Raw genomic sequence first — 13,515 nt, 5'->3', positions numbered from 1 at the left:
GCGGTGGAGTGCCCAGCCATCCGGCTCAGCCCCACCTGCGCAGGATGGCTGGTTTGTCGAGCTTTCCGACCGGGGTGTGCGGAAGCTCGTCGACCACCTGTACGCGGTCAGCCAGACCGTGCTCGCCCAGGAGGCGGCGCACCGCGGCGGCGACGTTCAGCACCGAGGCTCCGTCGGCCGGCGTCACCACCACCAGCGGGGCTGACCCGTCACCCGTCGATGAGGGTAGGACCGCGGCCTCACTGACTGCGGCGTCGGCTTGAAGCGTGCCTTCGAGCTGGGGTGCGAAGATCAGTCGTCCCGACGTGGTGGTCAAGACGTCGGCGACTCGGCCCAGGACGCGGTACTCGCCGGATTCGGTCTGCTCGCCCACGTCGCCGGTCCGGTACCAGCCGGCCCGGAAGGCCCGTGCCGTCTCGACCGGGTTGCCTTCGTACCCGATGCTGGTGTGGGGTGAACGGGCCAGGATCTCACCGAGTGCCGGCATCTGCGCCGAGAGCGGTTCCAGCGTCACCTCGACTGCCGGCAGCGGATGCATGCCGCGGGACTCCTGCGCGACGTCGTCCAGGTTGCCCAGGACGATGCCGAACTCCGTGGACCCGTAGATGCGACGGATCTGGATTCCGAGGTGTCGGCGCGCCTGCGTGATCACCTCCGGGCTGAGATAGGCCCCGCCGCAGAGCGGCAGCCGTAGCGACGGCAGCGCGGTTGATCCGGTGTCGGCCAGCAGTTGGTAGTGGCGTGGCAAGGCACTGAAGATGGTCGTGCCCGATTCGGCGAGAGTGCTCAGTAGCCGGTCCGGAGGCGCGGCAGGGTCGGAGAGCACGAGTCGGGCTCCGGCCAGGAGCGCCGGAAACATGTGCACATCGACACCGTGGGCCACATCCAACGGATGCATGGTCAGGAAGACGTCCTCGGAGGTCACCTTCAGATAGGACAGCCATTGCCGCCGATCGGCCAGCAGGTCTTCCTGACGCCAGGCGACAAGCTTGGGGACCCCGGTGGATCCGGTGGTCTCCAGCAACCGGAAGACGCCGGACCGAGAGCCGACCGGCAGCGACTCGACGGCGCGCGGGGCGGACCCGGCGAAGAGGGCGTCGACACCGAGACTGTCGACCGGGGTGTTGAGCAGGTCGTCGTGCTGCTCGTGGATCAGGAGTTGGACCGGGACCTGGGCCAGCGACCAGCGAAGACGATCCCGGTCCGCCTGCACGCTGATCGGCAGGTGCACCGCGCCGAGCCGAGCCAGGGCGAGGATGATCGCGATGTATGCGGGGCCGTTGTGCAGCCGGGTGGCGACGTGGTGACCAGGCTGCACCCCGACGCCGAGCAGGCCGGCGGACGCCCGCTCGACCAGGTCGCTCAGCTGGGCATACGTGAACTCCTCTCCGTCGACGGCTTGAACGGCCACCGCTGCCCTGCGGGTCCGAACCACCTCCTGGAACGCCTCATGCAGCATGCGGATCGTCCTGGCGTGCCGTGTTGAGGGTGACCTGTCCGCGCAGGAGCAGCCGTACCCCGTCGGCACCGATCGCGGTGCGGCCGTGCAGGGTGCGCTGGTTGTCGATCACGAGAAGGTCGCCGACCTGCCAGCGGTGCTGGTAAAGGAATCGGGGGCGGTGTAGGAAGTCACTGAGCTGGGTGAAGAAATTGTCCGTGGTGGCTCGGTCGCCACCTTTGACCCGTACCTGCCAGCCGTGGTTGGTGCCGGCGGGGAACGGCAACGTCAGGTTCAGGGACCGAACCCGACCGTAGTCGCGGACAGTGGGGATCTCGTACCAGTCGTCAGGGACGGTCGGGAAGTAACCCCGATCCTCGACCAGATACTCCAGCCCTACGGTCTCGATCGTCTGCCGCAGGTCGTCGGGCATCTCGGCCCACGCCGCCAACTGGTCACAGACGGTCGTCTCGCCGGATCCGGGTTCGTCGCGGAACTCGCTGGCGTACAGGACGATCAGATCCGTCTGCTCTCCTACCAGGATGCCGTCGGTGTGCAGCGGGAGTGGGCCGCGCCCGGTGACCACCTTTCCCTCGTCTGCCGAGGCGTTCAACTTGAGCAGGTCGGCCCGGCCCTCGCCGAACTTGTGCCGCACGGTGTCGCCGAGCTCGTGCACCAAGCGTTGAAAGGCTGGTTCGTCGAGATCGAGCCCTCGTACGAGCGCGGCGCCGGTACGGGTCGCGGCGGTGCGGCAGGCGCTCGCCAGATTGTCCGTAGGGGCGGGGTCGAGTACTAGCCCGAGACCTGACGGGGTGAGACTCAAGGTCATCTCCTGAGATGTGGCGATGGGATGGTGGGTGGGGCGGCCGCGGTGAGCCGGGTTCGGGGTGGTCAGCGCCTGGCGTTGGCGATGCTGCGCTCGTACACCTGCCGTGGGTCCCAGTCGTCGATCGAGCCTTCCTGTGCCAGGTTCAACAGTTCCCGAAAGCAGGCCAGGTAGATCGCGGCCCGGTCGACGCCGGGGGCATCCGTCTCGAGTCGCTTCACGACTCCTCGCTGCAGACCGCCGCCGTGATGAACGGCGATCTTGCGACGCCAGGCGATGTCGTGCGACACCCGTCGGCTCATGGCCTGGCGGAGGTGGAACTTCTCCCTCCCGCCACGCACCTTGCAGTCCGGCGCGGTGTCCAGGGCGACCTGGATCACCGGCCACGCCCAGAACGGGTGATGGACTTCCCGGCCGTGCGCCAACGGCAACCGGCTGGACAACTCGTTGGTGAACCGGGTCTGGTGGATGGCCGCGATCGTCTGGTCGATCAGTTCCTCCGGGGCGCTGAACGGACGGTAGATGCCGGCGTTGATGAGATCGCTTCCGTACCCGGTCAGCAGCACCTCGTCGCGCGGAATCTCGGTCCCGTCGTAGAGCGCCGTGGCGGTCAGCGCGACCTCCACCACCTCGGGTTCCGTCACACCCAGCCCTCGGATGGCCTGCGGGACGGCGGCCATGATGCGTTCCTCGGACAGCTCGATCCGGCGTACCGAGAGACCGAGGTGATCGCCCAACTCCGCGGCGTCGTCGAACTCGTCGCCCCAGGGAGTGCCGGCGCTGTACGGCGTCACGGCGAGTCCCTCCGAGGCGGCGAGCAAGGTGACGGTGCCGGAGTCGATGCCGCCTGACAGGAGCGTTGCGAACCGGTCGAGGGGCCGGTTCCGGGCTACCGCCCGGATCTGCGCCTGCACGGCGCTGACCTGCGCCTCTCCTGCTTCCAGCGCGTCGGTCAGCCGGGGACGACGCAGGCGCCGCAGGGGATCGTCGGCCAGGGTGGTGCGCAGGGTCCACCCGTCGCGCAGCCGCCGGCCCTCCTGCACCGCGCCGAACGGCACCCGGCTGACGTGCAGCAGGGCGGTCTCGTCGCTTCGCGGCTGAGGTCGCTCTGGGCGGACCTCGACGGGCAGACCGAGCGCGGGCAGGATCAGCGGGGCCAGAAACAGGTCGGTGAAGAATGCCAGCTTGCCCTGAGATCGGTTGAACGCCAGGTAAATGGCATCCTCGTTCAGCGCCGAGGTCCGCACCACGACGCGGTCCTCGTCCACGACGATCCGTGCCGTGTCGGAACCGGTGGTGCCGGTCGGAGCGTCGCCGTTCGCGGGCTGGACCGACATCGTCCGCACATTGATCTCCAACGGCGTGGTGCGAGGGTTGTCACCCGCCAACCCGCTGGTGTGAACTCTCAGGTCACCGACGTGGACAGCGGGCCTTATCCGCTCCAAAAGGGTCAGATCGCAGTTCCCGACCGCCGCCCACCTGCTGGCCGCCATGATGGTGTTCCTTCCGCGTGAATGGTCTGCGACGTCACCGACTGCTGTCGATGACCTGTCGCATGTTGCGCTGCGCCTCACCGGCGGCGAACGCCGTCCGGTGCGCCTGCTTGCCGATGACTCGAAGCTGTTCGAGCCCGTCGACGAATCCGCTGTTGAGGTACGGCTTGGTGCTTCGGAAGCCGGCCGCCGGGTACGCCGCGAAGGACCGGGCCCGCTGCACGGCGGTGGAGAGCAGTCGGTCCACCGGGACCACGTCGTGGAGCAACTTGTCCTGCAGGCCCCGCGCGGCCGGCCAGTCTTCGCTGGACATCAGCATCTGCTGCATGACACTGCGGCCCACGGACCGCTCGAGCATGTATCCACCGAAGGTGCAGGCGATGCCTACCTGGAATTCCGGCATCTTCAGCACGCACCGGTCGCTGCCCACCCGGTAGTCCGCGGTGAGCGCGATCTGCAGGCCGATACCGATCGCGAAGCCGTCGATCGCCACCACCAACGGGCGGTTGAGCTGTAGACAGGCGACGTACAGGTCGGTGATGTGATCGATCCACTCGTCAACCTCGTCGCCGCCCCGGAACGTCGACGTCTCGTGGAAGTCACCCCCCACGCCGAAGGACCTGTCGACGCCGCTGAACAGCACGACCGCACGGATGCCCGGGTCGTCAAGGTCGCGAACCGTCTCGGTCAGCGCCCGCATCCGGGGCATCGACCACATGTTGTGCCGGTGGCCCTCGGAGAACTCCACGACGGCCACGCCCTCGGAGACGTCGAGGCTGAAATAGGTCTGCGTGCTCAATTCCGCTGACATTCGCTTCCGCTCTTCCGACTGGTTGGTGTCGCCCCCCGGCGTATCGGTACCGCGAGGCCGGCCCGGGCAGCTCAAGACGCGCCGACGTACGGCGAAGAACGGCGGGATCGTCAAGCACGGTACGACAGGAGCGCGACTGGTGACACCGACGGGCATTCACGACGCCGACTTGCTCAGATAGCCCTCATCTTGGGCATCATCGCGCTCATTGTCAACAGACGCAATTTCGACCATACGCCTGTTCGTCAAAGCCGGCTCCCGCTGACCTTCGGCTCATGATTCGGTCAATTTATGCTGAACGGCGGGGATGCCGTGATCGCCGCACAGAAAACCGCTCCCAGATGGCGAGAAGGGGCAACCGCCCCAACGCCTCCTGACATACGGTGGTCGCACGGTGAACGGTCAGTGCCCACGTCTCGGACCGAGGCTTGGGCAAACCAGCAGGTCAGCGACGTGAACGACACACGGGGTGTTGAAAATCAGACGAAAAGTGCTCAGCTCGACGAAAGCGCCGCCTTCGTCGGCGCAATTGCCCGCATGGGTCATCACTCGCTCCCGGGGTGTTAGTCGACTCCGTGGAGGGTTGGCCCGCCAGATGTCGGGGTTGTGACAAGCAGAAAGCAGCGGTCGCCGTGATGTGACGAGCATCCGACGCGACCCTCCTCCCGGTATTCGGGGCATTTCCCGGTCGCCTGCGTCGTCGACCCGTGGCATCGATGCCCCAATCTCGCACGGGCCGGTGAGCCGGCTGCGTCACCAGAACAAGACATCACTGCTCGACAATTCTGCGCTCAAATGGCCGCGGAATGGACGACGCCTGCGCAAAAACAATTGTCATGGCGTTGCGACATGTGGTCCCGACGGGCCCGGAAAGGCGTGTCCGATGACCCAGAAGCTCTGGGGCGGTCGCTTCGAGGAAGACATCACACCCGAGGTACTCGACTACACGCTCACCGTTGACATCGACGTCCGGCTGATCCCGCACGACCTGTGGCAGAACATCGCGCACGTCCTGCTGCTGGCGCGGCAGGGCATCATCGCGCAGGACGCGGCGCGATCCATCGTCACGACGCTGGTCGAGCTGGACCAGCAACATCGCGCCGGCGCGCTCACGCTGCGCGCCGAGTACGAGGATGTCCACCTCAACATCGAGCAGATGGTCATCGAGGCGTTGGGGCTGGACGTCGGTGGCCGGATGCACACCGCCCGATCCCGCAACGACCAGGTGTCCACCGACGCCCGGATGTACCTTCGCGACGTCCTGCTCGAGGCGATCGACGCCAACCTCGACCTGATCGATCGGTTGACGCAGCTCACCGACCAGGATTTCCGCACTGTGCTGCCGGGGTACACCCACAGCCAGGCCGCTCAGCCGATCAGCGTCGCCTTCTGGCGGACCGCACACGCCAGCGCGCTGCTGCGTGATGTGCGCCGCCTGAGGGACGCCTTCGGTCGGGTCAACGAGTCGCCGCTGGGCGCCTGCGCGCTCGCCGGCACCTCGTTCCCGCTCGACCGCGACGCGACCGCACAGCTCCTCGGTTTCGATCGGGTGCTCAGCCACGCCCTGGACGCCACCAGCGCCCGTGACCACATGATCGAGGCTGCCGCGGCCTTCGCCATCGGCAGCAACAACCTGTCACGCATGGCGGAGGAGATCGTCATGTGGAGCGGTCACGAATACCGGCTCTGCGAGGTGGGGGACGCCTTCACCACCGGCAGCTCCATCATGCCGCAGAAGAAGAACCCGGTGGTCGCCGAGCTGGTACGCGGGCGGTCCGGCCGGGCCACCGGAGTGCTGGTGCAACTGCTGACAGCGGTCAAGGGTGTCACCCTCGGGTACAGCTGCGACCTGCAGGAGGACAAGCCGTTCCTGTGGCAGAGCATCGACTCGTACCTGTCCACCCTGCGCGTGGTGGAGAGCCAGACACGTACTCTTCGCTTCGACCCGCAGCGCGGCGAAGAGCTGTGCTGGGACAACTTCTCGACCGCCACCGAACTGGCAAACTATCTCGTATCCGCGGCCGGGGTGTCGTTCCGCCAGTCGCATCACATCGTCGGCAAGGTGGTCGGTCAGCTGATCAGCCGGCAGGCGACGCTGCGTGACCTCGAACTGGTCTCGTCGATGCTGGCCGACGAGGGTCATCCGGTCGCCGTGGACGTGCTCCGTGAGCTGCTCGCGCCGCTGAACGCCATGAACGGCTACACCAGTGGTGGTGGCACGTCCACCGCCAGCGTGACGGACGTCGCGGCGGAGCTGCGCACCAGTTCCGCCGCACACCGTGGCTGGATCCGCACCCGTCGCGACGGCCTTGCCGCAGCCCGCGCCGGCACGCTGCGCGGCGCGGACGAGGTGGCGGGCGGTGCCCCGATCGACAAGGCCCTCGCCGCCGTTCTCGACGACCTCGCGCACGACCACCCTGGACAGGAGCAGTCATGAAGATCGTTCTCGCCTACTCCGGCGGCCTGGACACCTCGGTGGCGCTGCATTGGCTGCGCGAGCGGTACGACGCCGAGGTGATCGCCTTCTGCGCCGACATCGGGCAGCTCGAATCCGTACCGGACGTGCGTGAGCGCGCCCTGCGGACCGGCGCGTCCGAGGTACGGGCAGAGCCGCTGACCGATCGGTTTCTGACCGACTTCGCGTTGCCCGCCCTTCAGGCACACGCCCGGTACGAGAACAAGTACCTGCTGGCCGCACCGCTGTCCCGACCCCTGATCGCACAGCGGATGGTCGAGATAGCGCACGCGGTCGGCGCGGACGCGGTCGCGCACGGCGCCACGGGCAAGGGCAACGACCAGGTGCGCTTCTTCACCAGTGTGGCGGCGCTCGACCCGTCGCTGAAGGTGCTGGCACCGGTGATCGACTGGGAGTTGAAGACCCGCGAGGACGAGCTGGCCTACGCCGACAAGCACGGTATCCCGGTGCCGGTCGGCAAGGAGAAGCCCTACAGCATCGACACCAACGTGTGGGGGACCAGTATCGAGTGTGGCGAGCTCGATGACGTCACCCAGCCACCACCGGCTGACGCGTGGCAGCTGACCGGTGATCCTCGCCAGGCCCCGGACGAGCCGACCCGGGTACGGATCGGCTTCGCCGAGGGCGTTCCGGTCAGCCTCGACGGTGAGTCGCTCGGTCTGAGCGCTCTGGTCGGACGCCTCAACGCGCTCGCGGCGCCGCACGGAATCGGCCGGATCGACATCACCGAGAGCCGGATCGTCGGATTCAAGACTCGGGGCATCTATGAGGCGCCGGCGGCAACCGTGCTGATGGCCGCGCACGCGGAGTTGGAGTCGCTGGTACTTGACCGCGAGACCCTGCACCACAAGCAGTCCATCGCCCTGCGGTACGCCGAACTCGTCTACTACGGGTACTGGTTCAGCGACCTGCGGCGGGCGCTCGACGGATTCGTGGCGACGCTTCAGCCGGCGGTGACCGGCGAGATTGCCGTGGACCTGTTCAAGGGGAACTGCACAGTGGTCAGCCGGTCGTCGCCGCGCTCCCGCTACAGCCGGGCGATGGCCACCTACGAAGCCGGAGACCAGTTCGACCACCAGGCGGGTGCCGGCTTCGCCTACGTGTGGTCGTTGCCGCTGACCGCCGGTCACCGGGCCTGAGAAGCAGAGAGGAGCGACACCCGTGCGAGTAGTGTTCATGGGCTACCAGACGTGGGGGCATCGAGTGCTGCAGGCGCTGATGGACTCCCGCCACGAGGTGGTGCAGGTCATCACCCATCCCGACAGCGGTCACGAGTACGAAACCATCTGGAACGACTCGGTGGTCGGCCTGGCCGAGAAGCACGACTTGCCGATCCTGGTGCGTCAGTACGCCAATGACGACGAGGTCGCCGCGCGGCTGCGAGAGTTGGCCCCGGACATCATCGTGTCGTCGGACTGGCGGACCTGGCTGGCGCCGGCCGTGTACGGCCTGGCGCGGCACGGGGCGATCAACGTGCACGACGCCCTGCTGCCCCGCTACGGCGGCTTCGCCCCACTCAACTGGGCAATGATCAACGGTGAACGCGAGGTCGGAGTCACCGTGCACTTCATGAACGACGATTTCGACCTTGGCGAGATCGTGTTGCAGCGTCGGGTCGAGGTGGGCGACAAGGACACTGTGACGGACCTGTTCGAGCGAACCATCGAGATATTCCCGGAGATCACCCTGTCGGCGCTGGACCTCATCGAGAGTGGCACCGGGCAGTGGATCAGCCAGGATCCGGCCCAGGCGACGTTCTTCCACAAGAGGTCGGTGGAGGACAGCCGAATCCATTGGACGTGGCCGGCCGACCGGCTGGCCAATCTGATCCGCGCACAGAGCGATCCCTACCCCAACGCCTTTGCCTACCACAACGGCGTCCGGCTGCGAGTGACCGCCGCCGCGGTGTCGTCCAAGCGCTACGGGGGGACGCCGGGCCGGATCTTCTGCCCCGAGGATGACGGCGTGGTCGTGGTGTGCGGACCGGAGGCCCACACCGGACGTGAACAGGGGCTGAGAATCCTGCAGGTGCGCACGGAGGATGGCGCGCAGATGCCGGCGCGGGCCTACTTCACCTCCATGGGGGGTTATCTGACGTCTCACTGATCCGGCCATCGACAATCCAAGGCGGAACATGTTCAGCATTCTGATGTCGCTGGCCTCGGCAACGGTTCTGGGAGCGGCCGACTTCGTCGGCGGCTTCGCCACCAAACGCGCGGCGGCAGTGACCGTCGTGCTCTGGTCGAACATGGCGGGGCTGGCGACCGCCGTGGTGTTCGTCGGAACTGTTGGCGGCGGAACCATCAGGGCCGCCGACGCCGGCTGGGGAGCACTCGCCGGGTTGGCCGGCAGCGTCGGTGCCATGTTGCTCTATCACTCCCTCGCCCACGGAGTGATGAGCGTTGTGGCCCCCACCACCGCCGCCATGGCCGCGATCCTGCCCGTCCTTGTCGGCCTGGCCGGTGGGGACACCGTGTCAGTGATCGGTGCGGCCGGCCTGGCCTGCGGCCTGATCGCCATCCCCTGCGTCTCGGTCACCTCGGGCGGTGACCGGCCGGGTCGACAGTCGCACCTGCGGACTGTGGCCGGGGCGTTGGCGGCCGGCGCGGGCTTCGGCCTGTTCTTCGTGCTGTTGGCCCGTACCGGCGACGGGTCGGGGCTGTGGCCACTGGTGGCCGCCAGATGTGCCTCGTTGACCCTGCTCGTGCTCGCCTGGCCGATCGGTCGGTGGCCGATCAGAGCTCCCCGTAACACAGTGTTGCTGGCCCTGCTCTCCGGTGGTCTCGACATGCTGTCGAGCGTGCTGTATCTGCTGGCCGTCCGGGAGGGCTACCTGTCCGTGGTGGGCCTGCTCGCATCGCTCTACCCGGTCAGCACGCTCCTGCTCGCGCGGGTGGTGTTGCGCGAACGCGCCACCCGGGTGCAGTGGGCTGGCGTCGTCCTGGCGTTGGTCGGGGTGTTTCTGTTGGCATCCCGCTGACCTGCGCGGCTCGGCTACGAACGTCCGGGCGGTACCTAGCACGGTACCGCCCGGACGCGTCGTCGCTCAGGTGGTGTAGTCAGCGTTGATCCGGATGTATCCGTCGGTCAGGTCGCACCCGTACACGGTGAAGGCGCCGGCGCCGATGCCGAGGTCGACCTCGATCACCACGTCGTCGCCTTCGAGGTGGCGCCGCAGCCGAACCAGCGTCTCCTCAGTGGCCTGTGCCGGATAGACCTCGATACCGCCGAAGCCGATCCGGACCCGTTGCTGATCGATGTCTTCGTCGTCCTCGCACTTGCCGACCGCCATCGCAACCCGGCCCCAGTTCGGGTCCGCCCCGTGCACGGCTGTCTTCACCAGCGGCGAGTTGACGATGGCCTTGCCGACCCGCTTGGCCTGCTCGCCGTCCCGGGCGCCGCTGACCCGTACCTCGATGAGTTTGCTGGCGCCCTCGCCGTCGCGGGCGACCATCCGCACCAAATCCAGCGCGACGGTGTACAACGCCTGCTCGAACTCGTCCAGATCGACCGGCCCGGCCAGGCCGTTGGCGAAGACGGCCGCGGTGTCACTTGTGGAGGTGTCCGTGTCAATGCTGACCGCGTTGAAGGTGCGAGCGATGACCGACCGGAACACCCGGTCCAGGTCGGCCGGCTCGATGCGGGCATCGGTACAGAAGAACGTCAACAGGGTCGCCATGTTCGGTTCGATCATGCCGACGCCCTTCGCGACGCCGACGATGCTCGCCGCTGCGCAGCTGGCCCGCACCACCTTGGGCGTGGTGTCGGTGGTCATGATCGCCCGGGCGACCCGGTCGAAATCGGCAGGCGGAAAGGGCCACCGAAGCTCGGCCAGGCGCTGTCGCACCCTGGGCATCGGATACTGCTTCCCGATCACCCCGGTCGAGGCGATGAGCAGTTCGTCGTCGTCCAGCCCGGCGGCGCGAGCCACTGTGGACCGCACCTCGCGGGCGTTCTCCAGCCCTTCCTTGCCGGTGGCCACGTTCGCGTTGCGGGAGAGCACCACGACGCCGCGGGCGGACGATGTCGACGCCGCCGAACGGCTCAGGACGACGCTGGGCCCGGCGAACCGGGAGCGGGTGAACACGGCGGCGCTGACCGCGGGCACCTCCGAGACCAGGGCGGTGAAGTCGTCCTCGTCATCCTTGAGCCCGGCGTTCGCGACCACCGCGCGGAACCCCTGCGGAACGATCATGTACTGCTCCATCCTTCTCATCTCGGCCCGGTCCTGGCCCCCGAAACTCAGCGGCGGACGACGCCAAGGCTCGCACCGGCTCGGACCCCTGTCACCTGCCGGTCACCGAGGCCGGTCACCGGGGGGAGCGGACCTCCGGACGCCGGCACGGCGCAAGCCGACGCACATCGACGGGCAGCCACAGCGGCCCGTCCTTCGTGACCCAAGGTATCAATGAGGTAGCTATCCGATGGATTCCCGCCCGGAGCATCCCAGGGGCGGTCCGCCGCACTGTGGCCGGTCGGATGACCTCGGAGCGAGGCAGACCGGGCGCCACGCGGTGGCGGTGACCGCAGGTGATCGGGCCGAGGTGGGCGTTCGACGACGCTTCGAACTGTGCGCACCGAACATCCGTGTTTATGATCGACAACCCCCGACCGGGGACCCGACGCGGCCGATCGATTCGGCCCGGAGCAGAGCTGAGGTGCGCGACGGTGATCCGCGAGGCGTACGCCTGCTGGGTGCGCGAACCCGGCGTGGCCGAGATCCAGCCGGTGTCACTGACCGCCCCGGGCCCCGACGAGGTGCTGGTCCGGACCCGCTACTCCGGGGTCAGCCGGGGCACCGAGACGCTGGTCTTCGCCGGCCGGGTGCCCGCCGACCAGTACGCCTCGATGCGCGCGCCGTTTCAGGAGGGCGAGTTCCCCGGCCCGGTGAAGTACGGCTACCTCAGCGTCGGCGTGGTCGAGCAGGGCCCGGCGGAGCTGCTCGGGCGAACGGTGTTCTGCCTGCACCCGCACCAGAGCGCGTACGTCGTGCCGGTGAGTGCCGTGGTGCCGGTGCCGGAGGGGGTGCCGGCCGCCCGAGCGGTGCTCGCCGGCACTGTGGAGACCGCAGTCAACGCGCTGTGGGACGCGGCGCCGCTGGTCGGCGACCGGGTCACCGTGATCGGTGCGGGCATGGTGGGCTGCTGCGTCGCGGCGCTGCTGGCCCGGTTCCCCGGCGTGCACGTCGAGTTGGTTGACACCGACGCGCGCAGGGCCGGCGTCGCCGGGGCCCTCGGCGTCGACTTCGCCAGCCCGGCCGACGCCCGTGGTGACCGTGACCTGGTCGTGCACGCCAGCGCCACCGCCGCCGGCCTGCAACAGTCGCTGGACCTGCTCGCCCCGGAGGGCACCGTCATCGAGCTGAGCTGGTACGGCGACCGCCCGGTGCAGGTGTCACTGGGCGGCGCGTTCCACTCCGGTCGACTCAGCGTGCGCAGCAGCCAGGTCGGCATGGTGGCACCCGCCCGACGGGGGCGGCGCAGTTACGCCGACCGACTGGCGCTCGCCCTGGACCTGCTCGACGACCCGGCCTTCGACGCGTTGATCACCGGCGCGTCGCGCTTCGCGGAGCTGCCCGACGTGCTCGCCAGACTGGCCTCGGGCGACCTGCCCGCGCTCTGCCACCTCATCACCTACGAAGACGGAGAGTGACAGTGTTCAGCGTGACCGTTCGGGATCACATGATGATCGCCCACAGTTTCCGAGGCGAGGTGTTCGGGCCCGCCCAACGGCTGCACGGCGCGACGTTCGTGGTGGACGCGACGTTCCGCCGGCCGGACCTGGACGCCGACGGGATCGTGGTGGACATCGGCCTGGCCACCGAGCAGCTGCGGGCAGTGCTGAGCGAGCTGACCTACCGCAACCTCGACGACGAGGCCGCCTTCGCCGGGGTGAACACCACCACCGAGGTGCTGGCCCGTACGATCGCGGACCGGCTGGTCGAGCGGGTGCACGCCGGCGAGCTGGGCGCGGGGGCGCGCGACCTGACCGGCATCACCGTCACCCTGCACGAGTCGCACATCGCCTGGGCGAGCTACGAGCGGTCGTTGTGACCGAAGCGGGCCGGGCGGTGCACGTCGTCCTGCCCGGTGACATCGACGATCCGGCCACGCCCAGCGGCGGCAACTCCTACGACCGCCGGATCTGCGCCGGGCTGGGCGAGCGCGGCTGGTCGGTGCACGAGCATCCGGTGCCCGGCGGGTGGCCGCACCCCGACCCGGCCGACCGGGCGACGTTGGGCAAGGTGCTCGCCGCCACGCCCGACGACGCCGTGGTGCTGATCGACGGCCTGATCGCCTCGGCCGTGCCGGACCTGCTCGCCCCGCACGCCCGTCGGCTGCGCCTGGTACTCCTGGTGCACCTGCCGCTGGACGACGAGCCGGAGGCCCGCGCCCTGGCCGCCGCTCGGGCTGTCGTCACCACCAGCGAGTGGACCCGCCGCGCCCTGCTGGCCCGCCACCCGGCCCTCGC

11 protein-coding genes and 1 pseudogene are annotated in these 13,515 nt (G+C 68.5%); 7 read left to right on the top strand and 5 right to left on the bottom strand.

Going from position 1 to position 13,515, the window contains the following annotated elements; translation table 11 throughout:
* Positions 1-25 precede the first annotated feature (25 nt).
* The 4 genes from ABZ794_RS23045 to ABZ794_RS23030 all read right to left on the bottom strand — a co-directional run bounded on the left by ABZ794_RS23045 (position 26) and on the right by ABZ794_RS23030 (position 4,568).
* The gene (locus tag ABZ794_RS23045; protein WP_357517459.1) at positions 26-1,459 is read right to left on the bottom strand and encodes a class I adenylate-forming enzyme family protein; all 1,434 of its coding nucleotides are present in this window, start codon (positions 1,457-1,459) and stop codon (positions 26-28) included.
* Positions 1,449-2,261: a TauD/TfdA family dioxygenase gene (locus tag ABZ794_RS23040; RefSeq protein WP_210786017.1), complete on the bottom strand. Its 813-nt coding sequence runs from the start codon at positions 2,259-2,261 to the stop codon at positions 1,449-1,451. Before ABZ794_RS23040 ends, ABZ794_RS23045 begins: the two co-directional genes overlap by 11 nt.
* A 68-nt stretch (positions 2,262-2,329) precedes the next feature.
* Positions 2,330-3,601, bottom strand: coding sequence for an asparagine synthase-related protein (locus ABZ794_RS23035; protein ID WP_357517456.1), 1,272 nt, complete (start codon positions 3,599-3,601; stop codon positions 2,330-2,332).
* Between the two features lie 190 nt (positions 3,602-3,791).
* Positions 3,792-4,568: an enoyl-CoA hydratase/isomerase family protein gene (locus ABZ794_RS23030; protein WP_357517454.1), complete on the bottom strand. Its 777-nt coding sequence runs from the start codon at positions 4,566-4,568 to the stop codon at positions 3,792-3,794.
* Between the two features lie 883 nt (positions 4,569-5,451).
* Here ABZ794_RS23030 and argH point away from each other — a divergent pair.
* Genes argH through ABZ794_RS23010 form a run of 4 tightly spaced genes read left to right on the top strand, consistent with a single transcriptional unit; the run spans position 5,452 to position 10,024 of the window.
* Entirely contained in the window at positions 5,452-7,005 is a 1,554-nt protein-coding gene (gene argH, locus ABZ794_RS23025; RefSeq protein WP_357517452.1) for an argininosuccinate lyase, read from the top strand.
* The gene (locus ABZ794_RS23020) at positions 7,002-8,183 is read left to right on the top strand and encodes an argininosuccinate synthase (RefSeq protein ID WP_357517450.1); all 1,182 of its coding nucleotides are present in this window, start codon (positions 7,002-7,004) and stop codon (positions 8,181-8,183) included. Before argH ends, ABZ794_RS23020 begins: the two co-directional genes overlap by 4 nt.
* Positions 8,184-8,205: 22 nt before the next feature.
* Positions 8,206-9,150 carry a methionyl-tRNA formyltransferase gene (locus tag ABZ794_RS23015; protein WP_238688711.1) on the top strand — a complete coding sequence of 315 codons (945 nt, stop codon included), beginning with the start codon at positions 8,206-8,208 and terminating at the stop codon, positions 9,148-9,150.
* Between the two features lie 28 nt (positions 9,151-9,178).
* Entirely contained in the window at positions 9,179-10,024 is an 846-nt protein-coding gene (locus ABZ794_RS23010) for a DMT family transporter (RefSeq protein WP_210786023.1), read from the top strand.
* Positions 10,025-10,090: 66 nt separating this feature from the next.
* Here the strand turns inward: ABZ794_RS23010 and argJ are convergent, their stop codons facing one another.
* Entirely contained in the window at positions 10,091-11,239 is a 1,149-nt protein-coding gene (gene argJ, locus ABZ794_RS23005) for a bifunctional glutamate N-acetyltransferase/amino-acid acetyltransferase ArgJ (protein ID WP_238688712.1), read from the bottom strand.
* Between the two features lie 473 nt (positions 11,240-11,712).
* Here argJ and ABZ794_RS23000 point away from each other — a divergent pair, with 473 nt between their 5' ends.
* The 3 genes and pseudogenes from ABZ794_RS23000 to ABZ794_RS22990 all read left to right on the top strand — a co-directional run.
* Complete coding sequence (locus ABZ794_RS23000; RefSeq protein ID WP_210786025.1) at positions 11,713-12,696, top strand: zinc-binding alcohol dehydrogenase; 984 nt, start codon at positions 11,713-11,715, stop codon at positions 12,694-12,696.
* A 2-nt stretch (positions 12,697-12,698) separates the two neighbouring features.
* Positions 12,699-13,097: a 6-carboxytetrahydropterin synthase gene (locus tag ABZ794_RS22995; RefSeq protein ID WP_210786039.1), complete on the top strand. Its 399-nt coding sequence runs from the start codon at positions 12,699-12,701 to the stop codon at positions 13,095-13,097.
* Positions 13,094-13,515 (top strand): annotated as a pseudogene (locus ABZ794_RS22990) (glycosyltransferase family 1 protein); the annotation flags it as partial. The gene ABZ794_RS22995 and the pseudogene ABZ794_RS22990, both read left to right, overlap by 4 nt.

Source organism: Micromonospora sp. NPDC047187, from assembly GCF_040643355.1.
GTDB lineage: Bacteria > Actinomycetota > Actinomycetes > Mycobacteriales > Micromonosporaceae > Micromonospora > Micromonospora salmantinae.
Note: the sequence above shows the minus strand (reverse complement) of the source record. Positions and strands in the feature narration are given on the sequence as shown.

Coding starts and splice junctions, on each gene's coding strand:
- argJ (WP_238688712.1), bottom strand. CDS start 11,239: ATGATCGTTCCGCAGGGGTTCCGCGCGGTGGTCGCGAACGCCGGGCTC.
- ABZ794_RS23010 (WP_210786023.1), top strand. CDS start 9,179: ATGTTCAGCATTCTGATGTCGCTGGCCTCGGCAACGGTTCTGGGAGCG.
- ABZ794_RS23045 (WP_357517459.1), bottom strand. CDS start 1,459: ATGCTGCATGAGGCGTTCCAGGAGGTGGTTCGGACCCGCAGGGCAGCG.
- ABZ794_RS23030 (WP_357517454.1), bottom strand. CDS start 4,568: ATGTCAGCGGAATTGAGCACGCAGACCTATTTCAGCCTCGACGTCTCC.
- ABZ794_RS23035 (WP_357517456.1), bottom strand. CDS start 3,601: ATGTCGGTCCAGCCCGCGAACGGCGACGCTCCGACCGGCACCACCGGT.
- argH (WP_357517452.1), top strand. CDS start 5,452: ATGACCCAGAAGCTCTGGGGCGGTCGCTTCGAGGAAGACATCACACCC.
- ABZ794_RS23020 (WP_357517450.1), top strand. CDS start 7,002: ATGAAGATCGTTCTCGCCTACTCCGGCGGCCTGGACACCTCGGTGGCG.